General features: G+C 62.9%; 20 protein-coding genes and 1 pseudogene. 16 read left to right on the top strand and 5 right to left on the bottom strand.

The features are described from left to right. Window positions 1–1134 (top strand): alpha-D-ribose 1-methylphosphonate 5-triphosphate diphosphatase, encoded by a 1134-nt coding sequence (locus D0Y60_RS12770; RefSeq protein ID WP_117370317.1) that lies wholly within the window; start codon window positions 1–3, stop codon window positions 1132–1134. After that, on the top strand, window positions 1131–1727 hold the full coding sequence (gene phnN, locus D0Y60_RS12765) for a phosphonate metabolism protein/1,5-bisphosphokinase (PRPP-forming) PhnN (RefSeq protein WP_245409166.1): 597 nt from the start codon (window positions 1131–1133) through the stop codon (window positions 1725–1727). Before D0Y60_RS12770 ends, phnN begins: the two co-directional genes overlap by 4 nt. Here phnN and D0Y60_RS12760 read toward each other — a convergent pair. Further along, window positions 1724–3163 (bottom strand): deoxyribodipyrimidine photo-lyase, encoded by a 1440-nt coding sequence (locus tag D0Y60_RS12760; RefSeq protein ID WP_117370316.1) that lies wholly within the window; start codon window positions 3161–3163, stop codon window positions 1724–1726. The two genes, phnN and D0Y60_RS12760, sit on opposite strands and share 4 nt — an antisense overlap. Window positions 3164–3167: 4 nt before the next feature. Then, window positions 3168–3533 carry a YbaN family protein gene (locus D0Y60_RS12755; RefSeq protein WP_199564172.1) on the bottom strand — a complete coding sequence of 122 codons (366 nt, stop codon included), beginning with the start codon at window positions 3531–3533 and terminating at the stop codon, window positions 3168–3170. Window positions 3534–3675: 142 nt separating this feature from the next. On the opposite strand from D0Y60_RS12755, the gene D0Y60_RS12750 reads away from it, so the two are divergent. Genes D0Y60_RS12750 through D0Y60_RS12740 form a run of 3 tightly spaced genes read left to right on the top strand, consistent with a single transcriptional unit; the run spans window position 3676 to window position 7441 of the window. After that, complete coding sequence (locus tag D0Y60_RS12750; protein WP_117370315.1) at window positions 3676–4488, top strand: N-formylglutamate amidohydrolase; 813 nt, start codon at window positions 3676–3678, stop codon at window positions 4486–4488. Then, the gene (locus D0Y60_RS12745) at window positions 4485–6383 is read left to right on the top strand and encodes a flavohemoglobin expression-modulating QEGLA motif protein (protein ID WP_117370314.1); all 1899 of its coding nucleotides are present in this window, start codon (window positions 4485–4487) and stop codon (window positions 6381–6383) included. The genes D0Y60_RS12750 and D0Y60_RS12745 overlap by 4 nt, the downstream gene beginning before the upstream one ends. Window positions 6384–6394: 11 nt before the next feature. After that, window positions 6395–7441 carry a glutathione synthase gene (locus tag D0Y60_RS12740; protein WP_117370313.1) on the top strand — a complete coding sequence of 349 codons (1047 nt, stop codon included), beginning with the start codon at window positions 6395–6397 and terminating at the stop codon, window positions 7439–7441. Here the strand turns inward: D0Y60_RS12740 and D0Y60_RS12735 are convergent, their stop codons facing one another. Continuing rightward, complete coding sequence (locus D0Y60_RS12735; RefSeq protein WP_245409172.1) at window positions 7442–7657, bottom strand: hypothetical protein; 216 nt, start codon at window positions 7655–7657, stop codon at window positions 7442–7444. Further along, window positions 7631–7759, bottom strand: a pseudogene (locus D0Y60_RS25025) (DUF2934 domain-containing protein); the annotation flags it as partial. The pseudogene D0Y60_RS25025 and the gene D0Y60_RS12735, both read right to left, overlap by 27 nt. Before the next feature lie 882 nt (window positions 7760–8641). Between D0Y60_RS25025 and D0Y60_RS12730 the strand changes: the two are divergent. The 7 genes from D0Y60_RS12730 (at window position 8642) to D0Y60_RS12700 (ending at window position 15935) form a co-directional block, all read left to right on the top strand. Continuing rightward, the gene (locus D0Y60_RS12730; protein ID WP_117370311.1) at window positions 8642–11560 is read left to right on the top strand and encodes a monovalent cation/H+ antiporter subunit A; all 2919 of its coding nucleotides are present in this window, start codon (window positions 8642–8644) and stop codon (window positions 11558–11560) included. Further along, a complete protein-coding gene (locus D0Y60_RS12725) occupies window positions 11560–11898 on the top strand; it encodes a Na+/H+ antiporter subunit C (protein WP_117370310.1) in 339 nt (112 codons plus the stop codon). Before D0Y60_RS12730 ends, D0Y60_RS12725 begins: the two co-directional genes overlap by 1 nt. Then, on the top strand, window positions 11895–13538 hold the full coding sequence (locus tag D0Y60_RS12720; RefSeq protein ID WP_117370309.1) for a monovalent cation/H+ antiporter subunit D: 1644 nt from the start codon (window positions 11895–11897) through the stop codon (window positions 13536–13538). Before D0Y60_RS12725 ends, D0Y60_RS12720 begins: the two co-directional genes overlap by 4 nt. Before the next feature lies 1 nt (window position 13539). Next, the gene (locus D0Y60_RS12715; protein ID WP_117370308.1) at window positions 13540–14016 is read left to right on the top strand and encodes a Na+/H+ antiporter subunit E; all 477 of its coding nucleotides are present in this window, start codon (window positions 13540–13542) and stop codon (window positions 14014–14016) included. Continuing rightward, window positions 14013–14294, top strand: a complete 282-nt coding sequence (locus tag D0Y60_RS12710; RefSeq protein WP_117370307.1) for a K+/H+ antiporter subunit F — start codon at window positions 14013–14015, stop codon at window positions 14292–14294. The genes D0Y60_RS12715 and D0Y60_RS12710 overlap by 4 nt, the downstream gene beginning before the upstream one ends. 5 nt (window positions 14295–14299) lie before the next feature. Further along, window positions 14300–14689 (top strand): monovalent cation/H(+) antiporter subunit G, encoded by a 390-nt coding sequence (gene mnhG / locus D0Y60_RS12705; protein WP_117370428.1) that lies wholly within the window; start codon window positions 14300–14302, stop codon window positions 14687–14689. A 70-nt stretch (window positions 14690–14759) separates the two neighbouring features. Further along, window positions 14760–15935, top strand: coding sequence for a polysaccharide biosynthesis protein GumK (locus D0Y60_RS12700; RefSeq protein WP_117370306.1), 1176 nt, complete (start codon window positions 14760–14762; stop codon window positions 15933–15935). Between the two features lie 6 nt (window positions 15936–15941). On the opposite strand, the gene D0Y60_RS12695 is transcribed toward D0Y60_RS12700, so the two are convergent. Further along, window positions 15942–17432, bottom strand: a complete 1491-nt coding sequence (locus D0Y60_RS12695) for an oligosaccharide flippase family protein (RefSeq protein WP_117370305.1) — start codon at window positions 17430–17432, stop codon at window positions 15942–15944. A gap of 89 nt (window positions 17433–17521) precedes the next feature. On the opposite strand from D0Y60_RS12695, the gene D0Y60_RS12690 reads away from it, so the two are divergent. The 4 genes from D0Y60_RS12690 (at window position 17522) to D0Y60_RS12675 (ending at window position 21826) form a co-directional block, all read left to right on the top strand. Then, window positions 17522–18460, top strand: coding sequence for an ATP-grasp fold amidoligase family protein (locus D0Y60_RS12690; RefSeq protein WP_117370304.1), 939 nt, complete (start codon window positions 17522–17524; stop codon window positions 18458–18460). A gap of 177 nt (window positions 18461–18637) precedes the next feature. Next, window positions 18638–19360, top strand: a complete 723-nt coding sequence (locus D0Y60_RS12685) for a FadR/GntR family transcriptional regulator (protein WP_117370303.1) — start codon at window positions 18638–18640, stop codon at window positions 19358–19360. After that, a complete protein-coding gene (locus D0Y60_RS12680; protein WP_117370302.1) occupies window positions 19357–20529 on the top strand; it encodes a PLP-dependent transferase in 1173 nt (390 codons plus the stop codon). The genes D0Y60_RS12685 and D0Y60_RS12680 overlap by 4 nt, the downstream gene beginning before the upstream one ends. A 37-nt stretch (window positions 20530–20566) precedes the next feature. Continuing rightward, window positions 20567–21826, top strand: coding sequence for a sugar ABC transporter substrate-binding protein (locus D0Y60_RS12675; protein WP_117370301.1), 1260 nt, complete (start codon window positions 20567–20569; stop codon window positions 21824–21826). Window positions 21827–21908 lie beyond the last annotated feature (82 nt).

The following is a 21908-nucleotide window of genomic DNA, read 5'->3' as shown; positions in this document are numbered from 1 at the left end:
ATGACCCGTGAAACCGTTCTTTCCAATGCCCGCATCGTGCTGGAGGACCAGATCCTCGACGGCACGCTGGTGCTGCGCGATGGTCTCATCGCCGATATTTCCGAAGGCCCGTCGGCGGCCGGCGAGGACATGGAAGGCGACTTCCTGATCCCCGGCCTCGTGGAACTGCATACCGACCACCTCGAGGCTCACTATTCGCCGCGCCCCGGCGTGCGCTGGGGCAAGACGGCGGCAATCCAGTCGCATGACGCGCAGGTCGTGACGTCAGGCATCACCACGGTCTTCGACTGCCTGCGCATGGGCTCGGATGCCGATGGCGGCTTCGAGAAGGGCGAGATGCGCGCCATGGCCGACGCTATCGCCGAGGCGCAGAACGAGGACCGTCTGCGCGCGGAACACCTCATCCATCTGCGCTGCGAGGTCTCGACCGACAATGTGCTCGATCACTATGAGGAATTCGAGAAGGACCCGCTGGTCCGTCTCGTTTCGCTGATGGACCACGCGCCCGGCCAGCGCCAGTTCCAGACGATGGAGCAATATGTGCTCTACTACCAGAAGAAGCGCGGCCTTTCCGACGCCGAATTCGCCGAATTCTGCAAGCGTCAGCAGGACCTGTCCGCCCGATACGCCAAGCCGCACCGCGACGCCATCGCCGCCTCTTGCGCGGCGCGCAACATCTCGGTCGCCAGTCATGACGATGCGACATTGGAGCATGTCGAGGAAGCCATCGGCTACGGCATCCGCCTTGCCGAATTCCCGACGAGCTTCGAGGCTGCCAAGGCCTCGCATGGCGCGGGCATGAGCGTATTGATGGGCGCGCCGAACATCGTGCGCGGCAAGTCGCATTCCGGCAATATCGCCGCGCGCGATCTCGCCGAGATGGGCGTGCTCGACGTGCTCTCCTCCGATTACGTACCCTTCAGCTTGATGCACGCGCCCTTCATCCTCGCCGACGAGGGCATGGATCTCACCAAGTCGATCGCTATGGTCTCCACGACGCCGGCGCGCACCGTCGGCCTCGATGATCGCGGCGCCATTGCCAGGGGGCTGCGCGCCGATATTGTGCGCGTGCGCCGCCCGTCCGGCGTTCCGGTCGTGCGCTCGGTCTGGCGGCAGGGCAAGCGGGTGGCATGAGGATGGACGGCGATATCGTCGCCAAGCCGGTCGCGGCCGGCACGATGGTGGTGGTTGTCGGCCCGAGCGGGGCGGGCAAGGACAGCGTCATGTCCTATGCTTTCAGACACTTCGTCGACGAGGCGCGGGTGAAATTCGTGCGCCGCGTCATCACCCGCCCGGCGGATGCCGGCGGGGAGGCGCATCAGGCTATCGATGCCGATGGATTTCGCCGCCGTCAGGCCGAGGGCGGCTTTGCCGTGTCTTGGGATGCGCACGGCCTGTCCTACGGCATTCCGCGCGAAACGCTCGACGACCTTGCCAGAGGCGTGACGCTGATCGCCAATGGCAGCCGCTCGGCGCTGCCGGCTTTCGCGGCAATCTATCCACGGCTCAAGGTCGTTGTCGTCACCGCGCGTCCGGAAATCCTCGCGGAGCGGCTTGCAGCGCGCGGTCGGGAAAGCGCCGAGGCGATTGCAAAGCGGCTCGATCGCGCGGTGCCGGACATCGTCGTGGCTTCCGATACCGTGGTCATCGACAACAGCGGTGCGCTTGGTGATGCGGGCGAGGCCTTCGTGTCGGTGCTCACGGCGGCGCTGGCGCCGCTGGATTAATCGTCCTTCAGCGCCTTATAGGCGCCAAGTGCCCGTTCGCGTGCCTTGGCATGGTCAACGAGCGGCCTGGGATAGGTTTCTCCGAGCACCACGCCTGCCTTTTTCAGCGCGCTTTCGGGCGCGTCGAAGGGTTTGTGGATGAAGGTGGCATCCAGCTTTTCCAGTTCCGGCACGAAGCGGCGCACATAGGTGCCGTCAGGATCGAATTTTTCGCCCTGCAGGATCGGATTGAAGATACGGAAAAAGGGCGAGGCATCGGCGCCGGAACCGGCAACCCATTGCCAGTTCGCCGCATTCGACGCGGCATCCGCATCGACGAGCGTATCGCGAAACCATCGTTCGCCGCGCCGCCAGTCGATCATCAGGTGTTTGATGAGGAAGGAGGCGGTGATCATGCGCACCCGATTGTGCATGAAGCCGTGTTGCCAGAGCTGCCGCATGCCCGCATCAACGATGGGATAGCCGGTTTCGCCACGCGTCCAGGCCTCGAACTCCTTTTTGCTGCCTTCCCACGGAAAGGCGTCAAAGCGATCGTTCCAGTTCTTCTCCGCCAGCGCCGGAAAGTGAAAATGCAGGTGGTGGCAGAATTCCCGCCAGACCAACTCCTTCCGGAAATGGATCACGTCGTCCGTCGGCGCCTTCAGGCCGCGCGTTGCGTGCCAGACCCGCGCCGGCGAGATTTCGCCCATCGCCAGATGCGGCGACAGCAGGGAGGTAGCATCAATGGAGGGATGGTCGCGTTTTGTCTGATAACCGTCGATAACGCCGTCGGCGAAGGTCTCGAGGCGCTCCAGTGCGGCCTCCTCGCCCGGCGTCCAGACCTCGCCGAATGTGGCCGCCCAGTCCGGCTTGCTGGGCAGCAAGTTCCAGTCATCGAGCGTTTCGGATTTCGGTGCCGGATGCAGAGTGGCAAGTTTTTCCGGCGCATCGACCGGCTCATGCGGCTCGCCGTCCCGCTCGAAGGCACGCCAGAAGGGTGTATAGACGCGGTAGGGCTTCTTCTCGCCTGTCAACAGGCGGGTCGGGTCATGCAGCAACTCGCCCGCAAAACTCTTCGCGGTGAGACCCCGCGCCTTCAGCGATGCCTTGATGTCCGTATCGATCCTGATGCCGGCGGGGTCGTACCGCCGGTTCCAGTAGATCGTCCCAGCGCCGGTTTCCGCAATCAGATCGTCCAGAACCTTGCCCGCTTCGCCGCCGCGTAGGATCAGCGGCGCTCCCAGCGCCTTGAGGGCCTTGCCGAGCGACGTCAGCGAATGGTGCAGCCACCAGGCTTGCGCGGCGCCGAGCGGGCCAGTCCCGTCGGCCGCTTCGCGGATATAGAGCGCTACGACGGGCCGGCCGCTCTCGGCGGCGGCGGAAAGGGCGGCATTGTCGTGCGTGCGCAGGTCGCGGCGGAACCAGACGATGACGGGCGGATTGCTTTTTTCCGTCATTATCTCATTTTCCTTTCGGCAACGGGCGGGTGAGGATGAACAGCGCGCTGCAGGACAGCACGAGGCCGACGATGACCGCCATCAGAACCGAAGGCTTGGTGCGATAGAAGAAGAAGGCGTAGCTTACGACGATCAGGCTGACGGCGGTGATCTTGGCGCGACCGGAAATCGCACCCTCGCGACGCCAGTTCGTCAGCGGCGGGCCAAGAGTCTTGTGGGTCAGCAGCCATTGTTCGAGACGCGGCGAGGAGCGGGAAAAGCACCAGACCGCGACGAGCAAGAACGGCGTCGTCGGCAGGAGCGGCAGGAAAGCGCCGACGATGCCGAGGGCCGTCATGAACAGGCCCGCCATCATGTAGATCGTGCGCAAAGGGGTCCTCGCCGAAAAACGCGTCGTCCGTTCAGATAGAGCGCTTTTCGTCTCCCTCCAAGGGGCAAGCTTCTTGCGGCCTTTGGAACGAAGATGATCGTGAGGCATTCCTGCCGCATCTGGGACTGGAGCACGGCGACGCATGTTGGACGATAGCGAATTTACCGGCGATCATGTGTGGTGGATGACCTCGCGCGGGGCCTCGCCGATCATCGGAACCGCCATCCACAACGGTCATGCTGTCAGGGAAAACCTTCTTTCCAGAATGGCGCTCCACGAGGACGGGCGGTTGCGCGAAGAAGATCCCTTTACCGCCGAAATCATCCATGACCTCGCCAACCGTATCGTCTTCCAGCGCTCGCGCTTCGAGATCGATCTTAACCGCGCGCGGGATGCCGCCGTCTATCAGCGGCCGGAGCAGGCTTGGGGCCTGAAGGTCTGGCGCGAGGCTTTGTCCGACGCCGATCTCTCCGAAAGCCTGGCGCTGCACGATGCCTATTACGGCATGCTGGAAAATTATCTGCGCGGTGTGGAGGCGCAATATGGCGCCTTCGTCGTGCTCGATATCCATAGCTACAACCATCGCCGTGATGGAGCCGCAAGCACGCCGACGGCGGCGGCGGATGCGCCTGATATCAATATCGGCACGATCTCCATGGACCGCGCCCGCTGGGCGCCCGTCGTCGATGCTTTCATGGATTTCTGCGCCGACTACGATTTCCTCGGCCGTCGGCTCGATGTACGCGAGAACGTCGCTTTCCAGGGCCGCGGCGAGCAGACGCGGTTCATCCATGAGCGCTTTCCGGCAAGCGGCTGCGCCATCGCCGTCGAGTTCAAGAAGATTTTCATGGACGAGTGGACCGGCGTGCCGGACTGGCAGGCGATCTCCGCACTCCGCTCTCTCATAGCCTCCTCGGTGCCTGTGCTTGAAAGCGCATTGCGGGAGGTCGCATGACCCCAGCGAGAGCGGCGCGCAAGCCGCGCACGAAAAACAAGGAAAAGACCCTTGTCGAGGACGTCATCGCGGCGCTGGAGGCCGGAAAGCCAGTGCGCCGTGAGTTCGATGGCGGGCGTTTGCATATCGACCGGCCGCAGCCTTTCCTCTGCGTTCATGTCGGAGATCCCGAGCGGCATGTCGTGGCGCGCGAGGTGGCGAGCGCCAATGCCTCCTATCTTCTCACGACCAGTATCGAGGACGCCGTCGAGCTGATCGCACCGATCGCCGCCGTCCTGCGCAAGACATTCGGCACGTTCCTGCTGATCGATATCGACGAACTCGAGCGCGACCGGCTGCTCTGCGATGACGCGCCCTTTCTGCAGCCCTTCGAAGTGACCCTTTCGGCGACACGCGGCTTGGCGGCTGACCGCGCGGTGAAGGCCTTCGAGGCGGCGGTGAAGGCCTTCGAAGCGCGGTTCCGCACGCCGCATATCGATCTCTGTGCGGCGCAGGAGGATCCCTGCGCCCGGCCGGAACTTCTGAAATTGCGCCTGCCGCTCGTCACCCTGCGTTTTGCGCCGATCTATCGCGTCACCGGATCGGAGGAGACCTATCCGGACCTGCGCGAGCGCCTCATTGACAACTTCCTCGATGCCGGCCTGCGTGCCGTCGCCGCCTTTCTCGAGGCCGATGGTTTTCCCAAGCCCGTCACCTACCGCGCGTTTGGCCGAAAGGCCTTTATCGACGCGGTGGAGCGCGCCGATCGGGGCATGGACGACGTCGCCTCCAGTTTCGATTTCCTGCTCTGCGTGACGCCGATCAATGCGAGTGCGGCCTGGCAGGAGTTCAAGGCGAACCGTTATGACAAGCCGCCGCGCTTTCTCTATCGGCCACTGAGCCTGCTGGTGGAGCGGGAAAAGCGCCGGCTCTATGCCATTTCGCTCGACCGCCTCGAAGACCCCGTCCTTCACCAAATCTATCGTGAAAAGCAGCAGGAACTCGACTTGCAGCTCACCCTCATCGGCCACCGGGAGAAGGCGCGCTTCGTCGAATTCGGCCGCGCCCTCTATGGGCCCGTCGAGCCCTCGCTGCTAAACGCAGCGCAGGCAGTTCTCGATGGGGCCGGGGAGGCGCGGCGCGTGCCGGCGCTCAAACCTGACGACGACGAGGTGGTCGACTGTTTTTTCGTCGAGCATCGGGCGCGCACGATGATGTCAGATTACCAGCGGCGCCATGATGGTTTCGACGCGGCGATCGAGCTGCGCGATGACGTGCCACCCGGCCTTCTGGTGTCCGGACCGCGGCTCCTCATTTCTCGCCGCACGCGCATGATGCGCCATCGCGTCGATGCCCTTCTCAGCCATGAGGTCGGCGTGCACCTTCTCACCTATTTCAATGGTTCGGCGCAGGGGCTGCGCGTATTCCGCACCGGCCTTGCCGGCTACGAGGGCATGCAGGAGGGGTTGGCGGTCTTCGCCGAGTTCCTGGCCGGAGGCTTTACGCCCGAACGGTTGCGGCTGCTCGCGGCCCGCGTCGTCGGATGTAATCTGATGCTGGCGGGCGCATCCTTCGTGGAGAGTTTCCGGTTTCTGACGGGGCGCTACGATATCGATGCGGAAACCGCGTTCGGCCTGCTACTCCGCGTTTTTCGCGGCGGCGGGCTGGCGAAGGACGCGATCTATCTGCGCGGATTGCTCTCGCTGCTCAGTCACCTGAAGGGCGGCGGCGCGCTTGATCCGTTCTGGATGGGCAAAATTTCCGCCGCAGATTTCGGTGTGATGGAGGAGCTGGGTGCCCGCGGCCTGTTGAAGGCACCGGTCCTTCGTCCGCTGTGTCTGGAAACCGAACGCGGGCGTGCAAGGCTGGAGCGCGCCCGAGCCGGACTGACCCCCCTTGCCATGCTCGAAGCTTGAGGAGAGCTACCATGCGTATCGCCTTTTTCGTCAATTCGATCGAAGACGAGACCCCGACCTTCACCACGACGTCTCTTGCCATGGCCGCACTCGCGCGCGGCCACGACATTTGCTACCTGACACCCGGCGATTTCGTGCTGCGGGCCGATGACAGCCTTTCGGTGCGCGGCCGCGTGCTGCCCGGCAAACGCTATAAGAAGGCCGAGAGTTTCCACGCTGCCCTCCAGGGCGACGAAGCGACGGTCGAGACGATGGATGTCTCCGCGGTCGATGTGCTCTTCCTGCGCAACGATCCGTCGCTCGACGCGGACGGACGCCCCTGGGCGGCGCATGTCGGGGCGATGTTCGGGCGACTTGCCGCCGCGCGCGGCACGCTCGTCGTCAACGATCCCGATGGTCTCTCGCTTGCGCAAAACAAACTCTATTTTCAGGGATTCCCGCAGGCTGTCCGGCCGCAGACGCTGATCTCCAAGAGCATCGAGGAGATCCGCGGCTTCATCGACCTGCACAAGGAGGGCGTGATCATGAAGCCTCTCCAGGGCTCGGGCGGCAAGAATGTCTTCAAGATCGGCTCGCCCGACGAGGCCAACCTGAACCAGATTTTCGAAGCGGTCAGCGGCGAGGGCTACCTGATCGCGCAGAACTATCTGGCGGCGGCGACCGAGGGCGACATTCGCCTCTTTCTGATGAACGGCCGTCCGCTGGAGAGGGACGGCACCTATGCCGCAATCCGCCGCGTGCCAGCCAAGGGCGAGGTGCGTTCGAACATCCACGCCGCCGGAACAGCGGTGAAGGTGGAGATAACACCGGAAATCCTGGCGATTGCCGAGATGGTGCGGCCGAAACTGGTGGAGGACGGCATGTTTCTCGTCGGCCTTGATATCGTCGGCGACAAGATCCTGGAGATCAACGTCTTCACGCCCGGTGGGCTGAATTCGATGTTTGACCTCTACGGCGTGGATTTCTCCGAAAACGTCATCGCCGCGCTGGAGAACAAGGTCACCCAGCGCGACGCCTATGCGGGCGCGATCGCCAACAGAATCCTGGCGACACTCTGATCAGATCGGCTTGCTGTTTACCGCCTTGACGGATTTCGTTTTCGCGACCGCCTTGGCGGCTGCGGCCGGTTTTTCGCCGTTCGCCGTTTTCTTCTTCGGCTTCGCCGCCTCGGCGTCTTTGCCCTTTGAAATCTGGATTAACGGCTTTTTTGCCGATTTCGCGGGCGTGGTCTCCGGCACGAGGGCCACCCGTTCGAATTCGTCGCGCTCACGCACGGCCTGTTCCCAATGCTCATTGTCTTGGCCATGGGGCCGGCCGGCCTCTTCCCAGATCGAATAGGCTCGTTTGCTAATCCATTCCTTGCGTGCATCCGTCATCGCGTATCCCCGTTTGAGAGTGAACTGATGCCGTGCCGGAATCCTGCGGCAATGCGGGCAGAAACCGGAACACGGAACTCGCTGGACGGCCAATCATTGGCAGGTCCAGATATTCGACGCACCTTTCGCTCCCGGGCGTAAGCCTTGCGGAGCAGGGCTGTTACATGCGATTCGCACCGATAGAATGCGCCCAAAGGCGAGGGGCATCAAGGCGCGCAACCCGCGACAACCTTTCCCGCAAGAGGAATGGTCAAGGAAATCCTTGCGCGAAAGCCGATAAATCGCCGGAATCTCGCAAAAGTTTTCCCTTGCGGGTGGACAGTGCCGATCCCGCCAACGTATTGTCCGGATAAGAGAATATTCAACCTGGACAACGGCATCGAGAGGCAGGGCGTTTGACAGCAACATGGCAGCAGCATCGACCGGTTCGTCGGGCTCTCGGCCTCTTTTGCACAGCGTTCACCTGCCTTCTTCTGTTGATAACCACGCTGCCGGCGCCATCTGCCGCAAGCAGCGCTGCGAAAGTGCTTCGTTATGGCACGCAGAAGCCGGCGGGTTACGTTTCTTCCACGAGTGAGCGGGATTGCCGCAAGCGTAGCAGCGCCGTCAAGGTTGCTCCCGTGTCGACAAAGGGCATCGATTTTGACTGTCCGCCGGGCGCCTTGGCGCATCGCTCGAAGTCTGTGGAGAGTATTGCCGTTGCCACGGTTCCGCCCAGCGGAGCCGGCAGGAGCGCTATCGAGACACGGGGGGCGCGTGCGCCTCCTATGGTTTTCGCCTGACGGCCGTATCGATCAGTGACATCGGTCGTGCGGCTTTCCGATGATGCCGGTTGACGGCATTGTAGAGATGCTCTGACGTTCGAAAGCGATCGATCAAACGATGACAGGTGAAATGATTCTCGTCCTGCTGGTCTGCCTTCCATTCGTGGGAAGCCTGGCTGCGGTCGTTCTGCTGAGGACCGATTCGCGCGTCCTTGCCGCACGTATGGCGGGCGCCGTGACCTTCGTCGCCCTCGTGCTGACGGCGGTGCTCTATCCCTCGGTGCGCGATGGCGGCAAGGTGCGACTCGACCTCGAATGGCTGCCGCAGCTCGGGCTGAATGTGACGCTGCGAATGGATGGGTTCGCCTGGCTCTTTGCGATGCTCGTCACAGGCATCGGTTTCCTCGTCGTTCTCTATGCGCGCTACTACATGTCCGAGGAGGATCCGGTTCCGCGCTTCTTCTCGTTTCTGCTTGCCTTCATGGGCTCGATGCTCGGCATCGTGCTCTCGGGCAACATTATCCTGCTGTCGGTGTTCTGGGAACTCACCAGCATCTTCTCGTTCCTGCTGATCAGCTACTGGCACAACAATGCCGCCGCCCGTGACGGCGCGCGCATGGCGCTCACCATCACCGGCATCGGCGGCTTCTGCCTGCTCGCCGGCCTGCTGGTGCTCGGCCATATCGTCGGCAGCTACGATCTCGATGTCGTGCTGGCCTCGGGTGACCTGATCAAGGCGCATCCGCTCTACCTTACGGCGCTCGTGCTCATCCTCATCGGCGCGCTGACCAAAAGCGCCCAGGTGCCGTTCCATTTCTGGCTGCCGAACGCCATGGCGGCCCCCACACCCGTCTCTGCCTACCTGCATTCCGCGACCATGGTGAAGGCCGGCGTCTTCCTGCTGGTGCGGTTCTGGCCGGCGCTGTCGGGCACGTATGAATGGTTCATGCTGGTCGGCATCGCCGGCATCAGCACGCTGATCCTCGGTGCCTATTTCGCGATGTTCCAGCAGGACCTGAAGGGCTTGCTCGCCTATTCGACGATCAGCCACCTCGGCCTTATCACCACGCTGCTCAGCCTTGGCAGCCCACTCGCGGCGGTCGCGGCGATCTTCCACATGATGAACCATGCAACGTTCAAGGCCTCGCTCTTCATGGCCGCCGGCATCATCGACCACGAGACCGGCACACGCGATATGCGACGATTGAGCGGGCTTCTCAAATACCTGCCGATAACGGGAACGCTCGCGATGGTGGCGAGTGCCGCGATGGCCGGCGTGCCACTGCTCAACGGCTTCATTTCCAAGGAAATGTTCTTCGCAGAAGCCGTGGAGACGCATGCCGATTCCGTGCTCGACCGCATCCTGCCCTATGTCGCCACACTGGCCGGCGCGTTCTCCGTCGCCTATTCGCTGCGCTTCATCCACATGGTCTTCTTCGGTCCGCCGCCGACCGATCTGCCGAAGCCCAAGCCGCACGAGCCGCCGCACTGGATGCGTTTCCCGATCGAGTTCCTCGTGCTGGCCTGCCTCGTCGTCGGCATCATTCCGAGCCTGTCGATAGGCCCGTTCCTGCATTCCGCCGTCATTTCGGTGCTCGGCGACCGTACGCCGGAATACAGCCTTGCCATCTGGCACGGCATCAATACGCCGCTGATCATGAGCCTCATCGCGCTCGTCGGGGGCGCGGCGCTCTATGTCGTGATGAAGGACTATCTCGCCAAATGCGACAACGGGCCGCCGCTCTTCCGGCATCTCGGCGGCCAGCGCATCTTCGAACGCGTCCTCGTCACCGTCTCCTGGAAATGGGCGCGCTGGCTGGAAAGCAATCTCGGCACGCGCCACCTCCAGCCGCAGCTGCGCCTCGTCGCCGCCGCGGGCTTCCTGGCCGGAGCCGTCTCGCTCTATCTTGCGGGCTTCTCGCCGAAGCCGCTGGCCTTCAAGGATGTCGATCCGATCTTCGCCGCCGTCTGGGCTATCGGCGCGTTCTGTGCGCTGGGCGCGGCCTATCAGGCGAAGTATCACCGCCTTGCGGCCCTGGTCCTGCTTGGCGGTGCCGGTATCACGACCTGCATCACCTTCGTCTGGCTGTCGGCGCCCGACCTTGCCATCACCCAGCTTGTCGTCGAGATCGTCACGACGGTTCTCCTGCTCCTTGGCCTGCGCTGGCTACCGAAGCGTTCGGAGAAGGTCGATAACTCCGTGTCGTTTTCTGCGCGCAGCCGTCGCTTCCGCGACTTCCTGCTCGCGATTTCCTGCGGCTTCGGCATGTTCCTGTTTTCCTACGCCATCATGACACAGCCGGTGCCGGATGCGATCGCCAGCTACTTCCTCGACAAGGCCTATAGCGAAGGCGGCGGGCGCAATGTCGTCAACGTCATCCTCGTTGATTTCCGTGGCTTTGACACAATGGGTGAGATCGCGGTGCTGGCCATCGTGGCGCTGACGGTCTTTGCACTGCTGCGCCGTTTCCGCCCGGCGCCTGATAGTATCGAAAAACCCGAGCAGCAGCGCATCCAGAACGCTTTCGATGCGGAGCGCCCCGAGCGTTCGGCGGGCGATACGGTGCGCGACTACCTGCTCGTACCCTCGGTCATCATGCAGTGGATGTTCCCGGTCATTGCGACCTTCGCGGTCTATCTCTTCCTGCGTGGCCATGACCTGCCGGGCGGCGGTTTTGCTGCCGGCATCACCATGGCAATCGCCTTCCTGCTGCAATATCTGGCGGGCGGCGTGCGCTGGGCGGAGGATCGGCTGCGCATCCTGCCGCTCCGCTGGATGGGCTTCGGCCTTATCATGGCGGCGGCCACCGGCATGGGTGCGTGGCTGCTCGGCTATCCGTTCCTGACCACCCATTCGCAATACATAGAGGTGCCGTTCATCGGCAAGGTGCCGGCCGCTAGCGCGCTGCTCTTCGATCTCGGCGTCTTTTCGCTCGTCGTCGGCGCGACGGTGCTGATCCTCATCGCGCTCGCCCACCAATCCGTACGCATGCATCGGGTCCGCGGTCTCGACGCCCCCAAGGCGGAGGAAAACTGATGGAACTCGTTCTCGCAATCGGTATCGGCATAATGACCGGCTCGGGCGTCTGGCTGATCCTGCGCCCGCGCACCTACCAGGTCATCATCGGCCTGTCGCTGCTTTCCTATGCCGTCAATCTCTTCATCTTCGGCGTCGGCGGCGTGAAATCCAACGCCGCGCCGCTGCTTGGCGAAGGCGTCGACGTCTCGACGCTGACGGACCCAGTGCCGCAGGCGCTGGTGCTGACGGCGATCGTCATCGGCTTTGCGACGACGGCGCTGTTCCTCGTCGTGCTGCTCGCTGCCCGCGGGCTGACCGGCACCGACCATGTCGACGGCAGGGAGCAGCCGAAATGAGCGGCTGGCAGCAACACCTCATCATAGCGCCCATTGTCATTCCGCTGATCGCGGGCGCGCTGCTCCTGTTCTTCGACGAGCGCCAGCGCGTCGTCAAGGCCATGATCAGCGTCGTCTCAACGCTGGCGCTCGCCGCCGTCGCCATCAACCTCTTCCGGTTGGCCAACGGTGGCGGCGGCGCAGGAGCTTTCGACGGCGTCTATCTCCTCGGCAACTGGCCGGCTCCCTTCGGCATCGTGCTGGTCGTCGACCGGCTCTCGGCATTGATGCTGGTGCTCGCCGCGATCCTTGCCATTCCGGCACTGGTCTACGCGCTCGCCCGCTGGCACGCCGCCGGCGCGCATTTTCACTCGCTGTTCCAGTTCCTGCTGATGGGGTTGAACGGCGCCTTCCTGACGGGTGACCTCTTCAATCTCTTCGTCTTCTTCGAGGTGATGCTCGCCGCCTCCTATGGACTTCTGATGCACGGCTCCGGCCCGATGCGCGTCAAGGCGGGCCTGCAATACATCGCCGTCAATCTTGCCGCCGCGCTCTGCTTCCTGATCGGCGTCAGCGCGATCTATGGTTCGGCGGGCACGCTCAACATGGCCGACCTCGCGCTACGCATTGGCGAAATTGAGGGCGAGCGGCGCATGCTGCTCGAGGCGGGGGCGGCCATTCTCGGCGTCGTCTTCCTCATCAAGGCCGGCATGTGGCCGCTGAACTTCTGGCTGCCCGGCGCCTATAGCGCGGCAGTCGCCCCGGTCGCCGGCATCTTCGCCATCATGAGCAAGGTCGGCATCTATGTGATCCTGCGCCTCTCGCTGCTCGTCTTCGGACAGGGCGAATCCGCCGGCCTCGGCCTCAACGTGCTGCTCTATGGCGGCATGGCGACGATCGCCTTCGGCACGATCGGCGTGCTCGCCTCGCAGGCGCTCGGCCGCCTGGCGAGTTATTCGGTGCTCGTCTCCTCCGGCACGCTTCTGGCGGTGCTCGGCCTCAGCAATGGCGAGGTCACGGCCGGAGCGCTCTTCTATATGGTCAGCTCCACACTGACGATCGGCGCCTTCTTCATGCTGATCGAGCTTGTTGAGCGAGGTCAGGACGCCGGCGCCTCGGTTCTCGCCGTCACCATGGAAGCCTATGGCGATGCGGACGAGGAGGAGCAGGAGGTCGAGATCGGCGTGACCATGCCGGGAACCATCGCCGTGCTCGGCACCTGCTTCGCGGCCTGCGGCATCCTCCTGTCGGGCCTGCCGCCGCTTTCCGGCTTCGTCGCGAAATTCGCCATGCTGACGGGCATGATCGGCATGGGCGCCAGTGCGGACCAGCCGGTTCCGGCCTCCGTCTGGTGGATTGTCGGCCTGCTCATTCTGTCGGGCCTTGCCGCGCTGATCTCAATGACGCGTGCCGGCATCCGTACCTTCTGGGCCTCGATGGAGGGCACGGTGCCGCGGGTGCTCGTCATGGAAATGGCGCCGGTCATGCTGCTGATTGCGCTGACCCTGACGCTCACCATCAAGGCCGGCCCGGCGATGCACTACATGGAAGAGACCGTGCGCAACCTGCAGCAGCCCCGCACCTATATCGATGCCGTGATCAATGCGCGTCGGGCCGGTGTCGCGGAGGCAAGCGGGCCGGATGGCGGGGGAGGGATCTGACATGCTGCCCTATCCGCTGCTTAGCGCCTCGCTCGTTGTCATGTGGCTCGCTCTCAACGGCTTCACGCTCGGGCACCTCATCCTCGGCAGTGTCGTTGCCGTCTTCGCCTCCTGGGGCATGGCCTCGTTGCGACCGGCAAAACCGCGCATGCCGAAATGGTATCTGCTGCCGAAGCTTGTCGGCATCGTGCTCTACGATATCGTTCGCTCGAACATTGCCGTCGCCTCGATCCTGGTCGCGGGGCGCGGGCGACGCTTCCGGTCCGGCTTCATCACCGTGCCGCTCGACCTGCAGAACCCGACGGCGCTCGCCGTGCTTGCCGTCGTGGTCACCAGCACGCCGGGCACCGCCTGGCTGGAATACAATTCGCTGAGCCGGACCGTGCTGATCCACGTTCTCGACCTTGTCGATGAGGCGGAATGGCAGGCCCTGATCAAGGGCCGCTATGAAGCGCTGCTGATGGAGATTTTCGAATGAGCCACACGATCCTCTCCTGGGCCATGGTGTTTGCGCAGATCTGCCTCGTCCTCGCGATGGCGCTCGCGGCTTTGCGCATGGCGCGCGGCCCCCGCGCGCAGGACCGCGTTCTCGCGCTCGACACGCTCTATGTGAACTCGATGCTGCTTTTGATGGTCTTCGGCATCCGCACCGGCAAGGTCATCTATTTCGAGGCCTCGCTCGTCATCGGTATGCTCGGCTTCGTCGCCACGGTGGCGCTCGCCAAATTCCTGATGCGCGGGGAGGTGATCGAATGAGCAGCATCGAACACGCCGCCGACCTGCCGGCTTGGGCCGCCCTTGCCGTCGCCTTCTTCCTCGTCGTCGGCGCCGGCCTGACGTTGATCGGCACGATCGGTTTCGTGCGTCTGCCGACATTCTACGAGCGCATCCACGCCCCGACGCTCGGCACAAGCTGGGGCACCGGAGGCGTCGTCATGGCATCAATGATCTTCTTCACGGTGCTTTCGACGCGGCCTGTCGTTCACGAGATTTTGATCGGTATCTTCGTGACCGTCACGACGCCGGTGACGTTGATGCTGCTCGCCCGCGCGACCCTGCACAGGGACCGGGCCGAAGGAAATCCGGATGTTCCGGGCGAAGCCCCAGCGCAGGTGTTGGTCGAGGACGGTGCGGCCACCAAGGCGGATTGACCCAATAATGCACGAAAAGTTGCTCGCCTGATTCCAGTAATATTAAGGCTATCGCGTATAACTTTTTGCCATGGACCACAGTCGCTCATTTTCCATCGACCGCGAAACGTCGATCTCGGGGAAGCCGATCCCGGGCGGCCGGGAGATCGTTATCCTGTCGTCGCATGTCTTCCTGGAAGGTTTCCGGAAAGCGAGCATCCATTTCGTGGCGCGCCGCTGGGCGGCGGCTGGCAACGACGTATTCTTCACCACGGTCGGCCATAGTGCGCTGAGCCGCTTCAAGCAAAAGGATCGCTACGAAGCGTTGCGCCGCGAACAGGGCAACCGTTACGCCGCCATCGAGCCGCATCTCTTCGCCGGAGCCTATCTGCCACCCCTTCACGCTTTCAGCACGGCGAAACCGATCGTCAATGCGCTGGTAAAGCCGCTCTTTGCGCTCTACGGCCGGCACCTGCCAGCCTTCGTAAAAGACAAGATTGAAGCCGCCGATCTCGTGGTGATCGAAAGCGGCACACCCGTCGTCTACCTGGATCTCGTGCGCCGTCTGAACCCAAGGGCAAAACTCCTGTACTTCTGCCGCGACTTGCTGCGAAGTGTCGGGGCCGCACCCTATCTGCGGGGGGGCGAGGCGCGGGGCATCGGTCTTTTCGACAGCGTCTGCGTTCCCTCGCGCCGGCTGGGCGAGATGCTGCCACCCGGCGGCAAAGTGCATTTCGTGCCGCAGGGCATCGAAGGCGAGGTGTTCGACCGCGCGGAGGTCTCACCCTATCCGGAGGGCAGCCGCAACGCGGTTGCAGTCGGTGATATGTTGTTCGATCAGGTTTCCGTCGCGGCGATGGCGGCCGCGGCACCCGAGGTCACCTTCCATCTCTTCGGCATTCGCTGGCGCGGTGATGCGCCAACCAATATCCGCGTGCATGGCGAACAGTCCTTCGAGACGCTGGCGGCGTATATCCGCCATGCCGATATCGGTCTGGCACCGTACCGAGTGAACAGCAGCGAGGTCTATCTCGCCGAATCGAGCCTCAAGCTCCTGCAATACGGCTATTGCTGCCTGCCGGTCCTTCTGCCCGACATCATTCCCGTTTCGCGCGGCAACGAGATCACCTATTCGCTCGAGGGGGAAAACGATTGGCGCGCAATTGTCGATGCAGCCCTCGTCTTGCCGCACCACCAAGCCTTTCGTGACGGTATCCTGACCTGGGAGGACGTGGCCCGCCAGACGCTTGCCACGGTTTTTGCTTGAACAGGATCAGTTGGACGCGAGGAGACTGACAAGGCGCCGGGCTAGCGGTCGCAATCGTCCAGGCACTTTCCCCTCGATCATGTCGACGATTCGACGCGCCTCCTCGATGGTAATCAGGCCGAACAGCCGGGCCGCGCCGGCATAGAAGAGCGCACCCAGTATAACGGCGACCGGCAGGCCGATCAGGCCCGGCAGGAGGATCGTCGTTGCGAAGGCGGCGAGGCCGCAGCCACTCGCTGCAAGCAGCGTGCGGAAAAGAGCCTCCCAGGGGACTGTGGGACCGCCGTGGATGCTGACGGCCATCAGGAGAAGGCCAAACGTCAGGCCTTCCGAGAGGATGCGTGCAGCCCCAGCGCCGAGGATGCCACCCGCGGGGACAGTGACGACCAGAAGCAGGAAGAGAAGGGCGGCGGAGACGAGCGTCACGCGCAGCAGGCGGCCGCCTTGTTCATGTGCGGCCAGATAGGCCCAGGGTACGACGGCGAGCCCCGCAGGCACGGAGGCCAGCATGAAAAGTACGGCAGCGCCGGCTGCAGGTCTGAATTCCTCACCAAAGACGATGGGAATGAGCTCAGATATGATCGCAGCGCCGCCAATGCCGAGCGGCATGACGAAGAGGGCGGTGAGCCGAAGGCTGTTGTGGTAGAGCGTATCCGGCGGGGCCTCGCCGGCAGTGCGTGCGGCGAGGCCGACAAGGAAGGCCGGCGAAAGCTGTAACGTCAGCTGGCCGACCAGTCCGGCGAAGACGACGGCGGCGGCAAAGTAGCCCACATCCGCATCGCCCAGGAAATAGCCGACGACGAGGAATTCGATACGTGTCAGAAGCACGATGTCGATTGCATCCGTCGTCCACATGCTGCGTCGGTAGCGGTGCATTTCGGGTGTCAACGCTGCGGAGTCGGAGGGTGTGCGGCGGTCAAGATGATGGGAGAGACTGAAGACCTGTGGGAGGTAGCGCGTCAGCATGCCCAGTAGCGCACCACCCGGCCCGACGAAGACCGCGCCGGCGAAGACGACCGGGACCTGGAGCAGGCTGCCGGCGGCGGTGGTCGCGGCGACTTCACCGAAATGGCCGCGTCCACGCGCGACGGCCGCGGAAAAGGCGGCCAGCACATAGGCGAGGAAAAGCAGGCTCGCGCCGATCCAGATCCACGGAGCCGGAGCGCCCGAGAGCCTGTGATAGAGTCCGAAAGCCAGCATGATCACGAAGGCGAGGGTGACGGAGGGCAGCAGGGCTGAAAGGGCGCGCCGAACGATCGGTGCCCAGGCGTCTTGGCCTGCCTCACGTGCCGCTGCGACGGAACGCAACACCATCTGCGGAAAGCCGCGGTCGGCCACGGCCGCCATGCACACAATGACCCACATGGCATAGGCGACGAGGCCCGAGCCGGCGGGGCCGAGCACGCGGGCATTGATGACGCTGACGAGGAAACCGGCAACCAGCGATACGAGCGTGGCTGCCAGGTTGAGCAGGGAGGAGCCGAGAACGCTGGTCATTCGCCCTTTTGCCACGAAAAGATAACTTTGAATTAAATAAAGCCCGTCATTGGTGAGCTATGATAAAATAAAGGTATTTGGGGGCGATCATGGAAAACCCGGTTCGCAAGGAAACATTCCTTGTTCCCGGCTATCAGCAGCGGACACTCAGGGAGATGTTCCGTCATCTGATCTGGCGTGTGATCGCGCCCTTGCCGGATAAATCTTATCTGAAGCTTAAATACTGGTCGATCAAGGGCGAATGGCCAGATATCGACGACCCTAAGACCTTCTGCGAGAAGGTGCAGGCGCGCAAACTCTATGACCGCAAGCCGATCTACGCCACGTTGGTCGACAAGGCCGGCGTGAAGCCCTTCGTCGAAGAGAAGCTCGGCCCCGCCTATGTCACACCGAGCTATTGGGTCGGAACCGACCTTGCCACTGTCGATTGGTCGACGGTTCCGCTGCCGGCCGTGGTAAAGCCGACCCATGCCAGCGCTCAGGGCCGTTTCCTCTATACGCAGGACGACATAAGCCGGCTGCTCGAAGACAATCCGGTGCCAGGCTGGTTGGCGCTCGATCATGCGCACTACAATCGCGAATGGGCGTACAGCCAGGTCAAGCCGCAGGTGCTGATCGAGGCTATGTTGGTGGTCGATGGCGGCGTGCCGTGGGATTATCGGTTCTTCACCTTCGACGGTGTCGTCTCGCATATCGAGGTGAACCTGCGCATCGACGGCAAGGGTTATGCCTGCCACTACACGCCGGATTGGCAGCGTCTGCCGTTCCACGACCCCGATTACCTGACGCCCTATCCGGGTGAGGTGCCAAAGCCGGCGCGCTTCGACGAAATGATGCGCATCGCGCAGACGATCGGCAAGGGCTTCGATTTCTTGCGGATCGACCTCTATGCCGCCGACGACTGGATCAAGCTTGGCGAACTGACGCTTTATCCAGGCGGCGGCTTCGAACGGTTCGATCCGCCGGAATACGATTGTCTGCTCGGCGACAAATGGACCCTCGGCTTCGAGATACCGAAGGTCGGCTGATCTGCAGGTTTCGCGCGAATTAAACAAGGGCCGGTCCGCGAGGATCGGCCCTTTGTTCGTTCATGGATGATCGATCTACTTGCGGATGATTAACCTCTTGACAGGAGGAGTTCGCCGCATAATGCTAAGATGTCAGACCAATTTGAGAAGCTGACACGAAACAGGGGAACTGGCGTCATGCCATCACAACCGAGCAGCAGGCCGCAGATCGCGCCTTTGCCGCCCATCGACCGCGCGCGGCAGGTGACGGAGGCATTGGCGTCCTATATCGACCGGGCCAGCCTCAAGGCGGGCGACCGGCTGCCGGCCGAACGTGAACTGATGGCGGCGCTGGTGGTCGGGCGCTCGACGATCCGCGAGGCGATCCGCCATTTCCAGGCGCTCGGCGTCATCGAGAGCCGCAAGGGCAGCGGCACCTATCTCCTGAAGCCGATCACCACGGCAACCGTGCACATGCCGCTTTCCTTCGATGCGGCGCATCTGCGCGACATCCTCTTGCAGACGCTGGAGGTTCGCCGCGGTCTCGAATGCGAGGCCAATATGGTGGCAGCCAAGCGCCGTACGGCCGAAGACCTCGTCATCATCGAGGAAAAGCTCAATGATATGGAGCGGGTGCACATCGCCAAGGGCACATCCGGGCCCGAGGATCTTGCCTTCCACCTCGCCATCTACGACGCCACGCACAACCCGCTGTTCAAGCAGCTTCTGGAACAAATGCGCGATGCCTTCGAGCGCTTCTGGGAAGAACCTTTCGACCGGCAGGATTTCGCCCGCCGTTCCTTCCCGTTCCACCGTACGCTCTTCAACGCGATCGCCGCGCAGGATCCCGAGACCGCGCGTATCGAGACGCTCAAGATTCTCGACGTCGTCGAGGAAGACATCAAGGAAATGTCCAAATGACCAACGGAGCCGATCCGTTCGACCTTGCCTCTCTCATCGTGGCCCATGACGAAGCGAACGCCTTCGAGGCGGTGGTGCCGCCCATCGTGCAGACCTCGCTCTTCACCTTCGGTAGCTATGACGAGATGGTCTCGGCCTATCGCGGCGAGATCGTGCGCCCGATCTATACGCGCGGCCTCAACCCGACGGTGCGCGCCTTCGAGGAGATGCTGGCCAAGCTCGAGGGCGGCGAGGATGCCCTGGGCTTTGCCAGCGGCATGGCGGCGATTTCCTCCACCGTGCTCTCCTTCGTCGAGCCCGGCGACCGCATCGTCGCCGTGCGCCATTGCTACCCGGATGCCTTCCGCCTGTTCGGCACGCATCTGAAGCGTATGAAGATCGAGGTGACCTATGTCGACGGGCGCGACGAGGAGGCCATGGAGAAGGCCATGCCCGGCGCCAAGCTGCTCTATCTCGAAAGCCCGACGAGCTGGGTGATGGAGGCACATGACGTGGGCGCGCTCGCGGCGATTGCGAGGCGTCACGGCGCCGTCAGCGTCATCGATAACAGCTGGGCAAGCCCGATCTTCCAAAGGCCACTGTCACTCGGCGTGGATCTCGTGCTGCATTCGGCCTCGAAATATCTCGGTGGCCATAGCGACGTGGTCGCTGGCATCGTCACCGGCTCGAAAGAGCTGGTCGGCCGCATCCGCTCGGAGGCCTATCCCTATCTTGGCGGCAAGCTCTCGCCCTTCGATGCCTGGCTCCTTATCCGCGGCCTGCGCACCCTGCCGATTCGCATGAAGGCGCATGAGGCGGCCGGGCTGGAGATCGCCAAACGGCTGCAGGTGCTCGATATCGTCGAGAAGGTCTGTCATCCCGCGCTCGCCAATCGCCTGCCGCCGGGCCTGACGGGCACGTCCGGCCTATTCTCCTTCATCTTCCGCGAGGGCGTCGATATCAGGGCCTTCGCCGACCATCTCAAGCTTTTCAAGCTCGGCGTCTCCTGGGGCGGGCATGAGAGCCTGATCGTACCGGGCGAGGTCGTTCTGGAGCAGAAGGCCCAACCCAATTCCGCGCATACATTCGGTATCGATGCGCGGTCCGTGCGTCTTCATATCGGCCTGGAGGGAACCGAGGCCCTGTGGAGTGATCTGGAAGCGGCGATAGCGGCCGCGACCGAAACCTGACGTCAAAATCCAAAGCAAACGAAAAGAGGGAACGACCATGAAGACACTTTTGACCGCAGCCCTGTTCACCGCGTTGATGGCGACGAGTGCGCTGGCCGACACGACGCTGAAGCTCGTCGAGGTTATCACCAGCCCCGAGCGTACCGAGACGCTGAAATCCATCGTCGGCAAGTTCGAGGCTGCGAACCCCGGCACCAAGGTCGAAATCATCTCGCTGCCCTGGGGCGAGGCGTTCCAGAAGTTCGCCACCATGGTCTCGGCCGGCGAAGTGCCCGACGTCATGGAAATGCCCGACACCTGGCTGTCGCTCTATGCCAATAACGGCATGCTCGAAAGCCTCGAGCCCTACCTCGCCAAATGGGAGTACACAGCCGGCCTGACGCCGCGTGCACTGGAACTCGGCCGTGACATCAAGGACACAGCCTACATGCTGCCCTACGGCTTCTATCTGCGCGCCATGTTCTACAACAAAAAGCTGCTTGCGGAGGCCGGTGTTTCCGAGCCGCCGAAGACGATGGACGAATTTGCGGAGGCCTCCAAGAAGGTCTCGGCCCTTCCAGGCAAATACGGTTATTGCCTGCGCGGCGGTCCGGGCGGCCTGAACGGCTGGGTGATGTTCGGCGCCTCCATGGCCGGCGACAACAAGTTCTTCAATGAGGACGGTACGTCGACCTTCAACAGTGAAGGTTGGGTCAAGGGCCTGACCTGGGTGATCGACCTCTACAAAAACGGGTATGCGCCGAAGGACAGCGTCAACTGGGGCTTCAACGAGATCGTCGCCGGCTTCTATTCCGGGACCTGCGCCTTCCTCGATCAGGATCCGGACGCGCTCATCGCCATTGCCGAGCGCATGAAGACCGAAGACTACGGCATCATGACCATGCCGAAGGGGCCTGATGGCAAGACCTTCCCGACGATCGGTTTCGCTGGCTGGTCGATGTTCGCCTCCAGCGCCAATAAGGACCTTTCCTGGAAGCTCATCGAAACGCTTGAAGGTCCGGAGGGCAATATCGAGTGGAACAAGCGCACCGGCGCGCTTCCGGTCCACACGTCTGCGGAAAAAGATCCCTTCTATGCCAGCGAGCAGTTCAAGGGCTGGTTCGCCGAGCTTGAGGACAAGGACGCTGTGCCGACCGTGATGCCGACGCATCTTGAGGAATTCGCGTTCTTTAAGGATTCGCTCGTCATCAAGACCTCGCAGGAGGCTCTTCTCGGCGACATCACCCCCGAGGAATTGGCCAACCAGTGGGCTGATTACCTGACCAAGGCACAGCAGAAGTTCCTCGCCAAGAAATAGGTCTGAGGAACATCCGGGCGGAGATACGAGGCTCCGCCCGGAAACATTCACGTTCTTGAAACGCCCCGCCACCTAACGGAAG

The sequence above is a fragment of the Shinella sp. WSJ-2 genome (assembly GCF_003432075.1).
Lineage (GTDB): Bacteria > Pseudomonadota > Alphaproteobacteria > Rhizobiales > Rhizobiaceae > Shinella.
This window is presented reverse-complemented; position numbering and strand designations above follow the sequence as displayed.

Excerpts from the sequence above, each read along its gene's own strand:
- D0Y60_RS12770 (WP_117370317.1), top strand. The coding sequence starts at position 1 with ATGACCCGTGAAACCGTTCTTTCCAATGCCCGCATCGTGCTGGAGGAC.
- phnN (WP_245409166.1), top strand. The coding sequence starts at position 1,131 with ATGAGGATGGACGGCGATATCGTCGCCAAGCCGGTCGCGGCCGGCACG.
- D0Y60_RS12745 (WP_117370314.1), top strand. The coding sequence starts at position 4,485 with ATGACCCCAGCGAGAGCGGCGCGCAAGCCGCGCACGAAAAACAAGGAA.
- D0Y60_RS12760 (WP_117370316.1), bottom strand. The coding sequence starts at position 3,163 with ATGACGGAAAAAAGCAATCCGCCCGTCATCGTCTGGTTCCGCCGCGAC.
- D0Y60_RS12685 (WP_117370303.1), top strand. The coding sequence starts at position 18,638 with ATGCCATCACAACCGAGCAGCAGGCCGCAGATCGCGCCTTTGCCGCCC.
- D0Y60_RS12750 (WP_117370315.1), top strand. The coding sequence starts at position 3,676 with ATGTTGGACGATAGCGAATTTACCGGCGATCATGTGTGGTGGATGACC.
- D0Y60_RS12710 (WP_117370307.1), top strand. The coding sequence starts at position 14,013 with ATGAGCCACACGATCCTCTCCTGGGCCATGGTGTTTGCGCAGATCTGC.
- D0Y60_RS12675 (WP_117370301.1), top strand. The coding sequence starts at position 20,567 with ATGAAGACACTTTTGACCGCAGCCCTGTTCACCGCGTTGATGGCGACG.
- D0Y60_RS12730 (WP_117370311.1), top strand. The coding sequence starts at position 8,642 with ATGACAGGTGAAATGATTCTCGTCCTGCTGGTCTGCCTTCCATTCGTG.
- D0Y60_RS12690 (WP_117370304.1), top strand. The coding sequence starts at position 17,522 with ATGGAAAACCCGGTTCGCAAGGAAACATTCCTTGTTCCCGGCTATCAG.
- D0Y60_RS12725 (WP_117370310.1), top strand. The coding sequence starts at position 11,560 with ATGGAACTCGTTCTCGCAATCGGTATCGGCATAATGACCGGCTCGGGC.
- D0Y60_RS12720 (WP_117370309.1), top strand. The coding sequence starts at position 11,895 with ATGAGCGGCTGGCAGCAACACCTCATCATAGCGCCCATTGTCATTCCG.
- D0Y60_RS12695 (WP_117370305.1), bottom strand. The coding sequence starts at position 17,432 with ATGACCAGCGTTCTCGGCTCCTCCCTGCTCAACCTGGCAGCCACGCTC.
- D0Y60_RS12700 (WP_117370306.1), top strand. The coding sequence starts at position 14,760 with ATGGACCACAGTCGCTCATTTTCCATCGACCGCGAAACGTCGATCTCG.
- D0Y60_RS12680 (WP_117370302.1), top strand. The coding sequence starts at position 19,357 with ATGACCAACGGAGCCGATCCGTTCGACCTTGCCTCTCTCATCGTGGCC.
- D0Y60_RS12740 (WP_117370313.1), top strand. The coding sequence starts at position 6,395 with ATGCGTATCGCCTTTTTCGTCAATTCGATCGAAGACGAGACCCCGACC.
- D0Y60_RS12715 (WP_117370308.1), top strand. The coding sequence starts at position 13,540 with ATGCTGCCCTATCCGCTGCTTAGCGCCTCGCTCGTTGTCATGTGGCTC.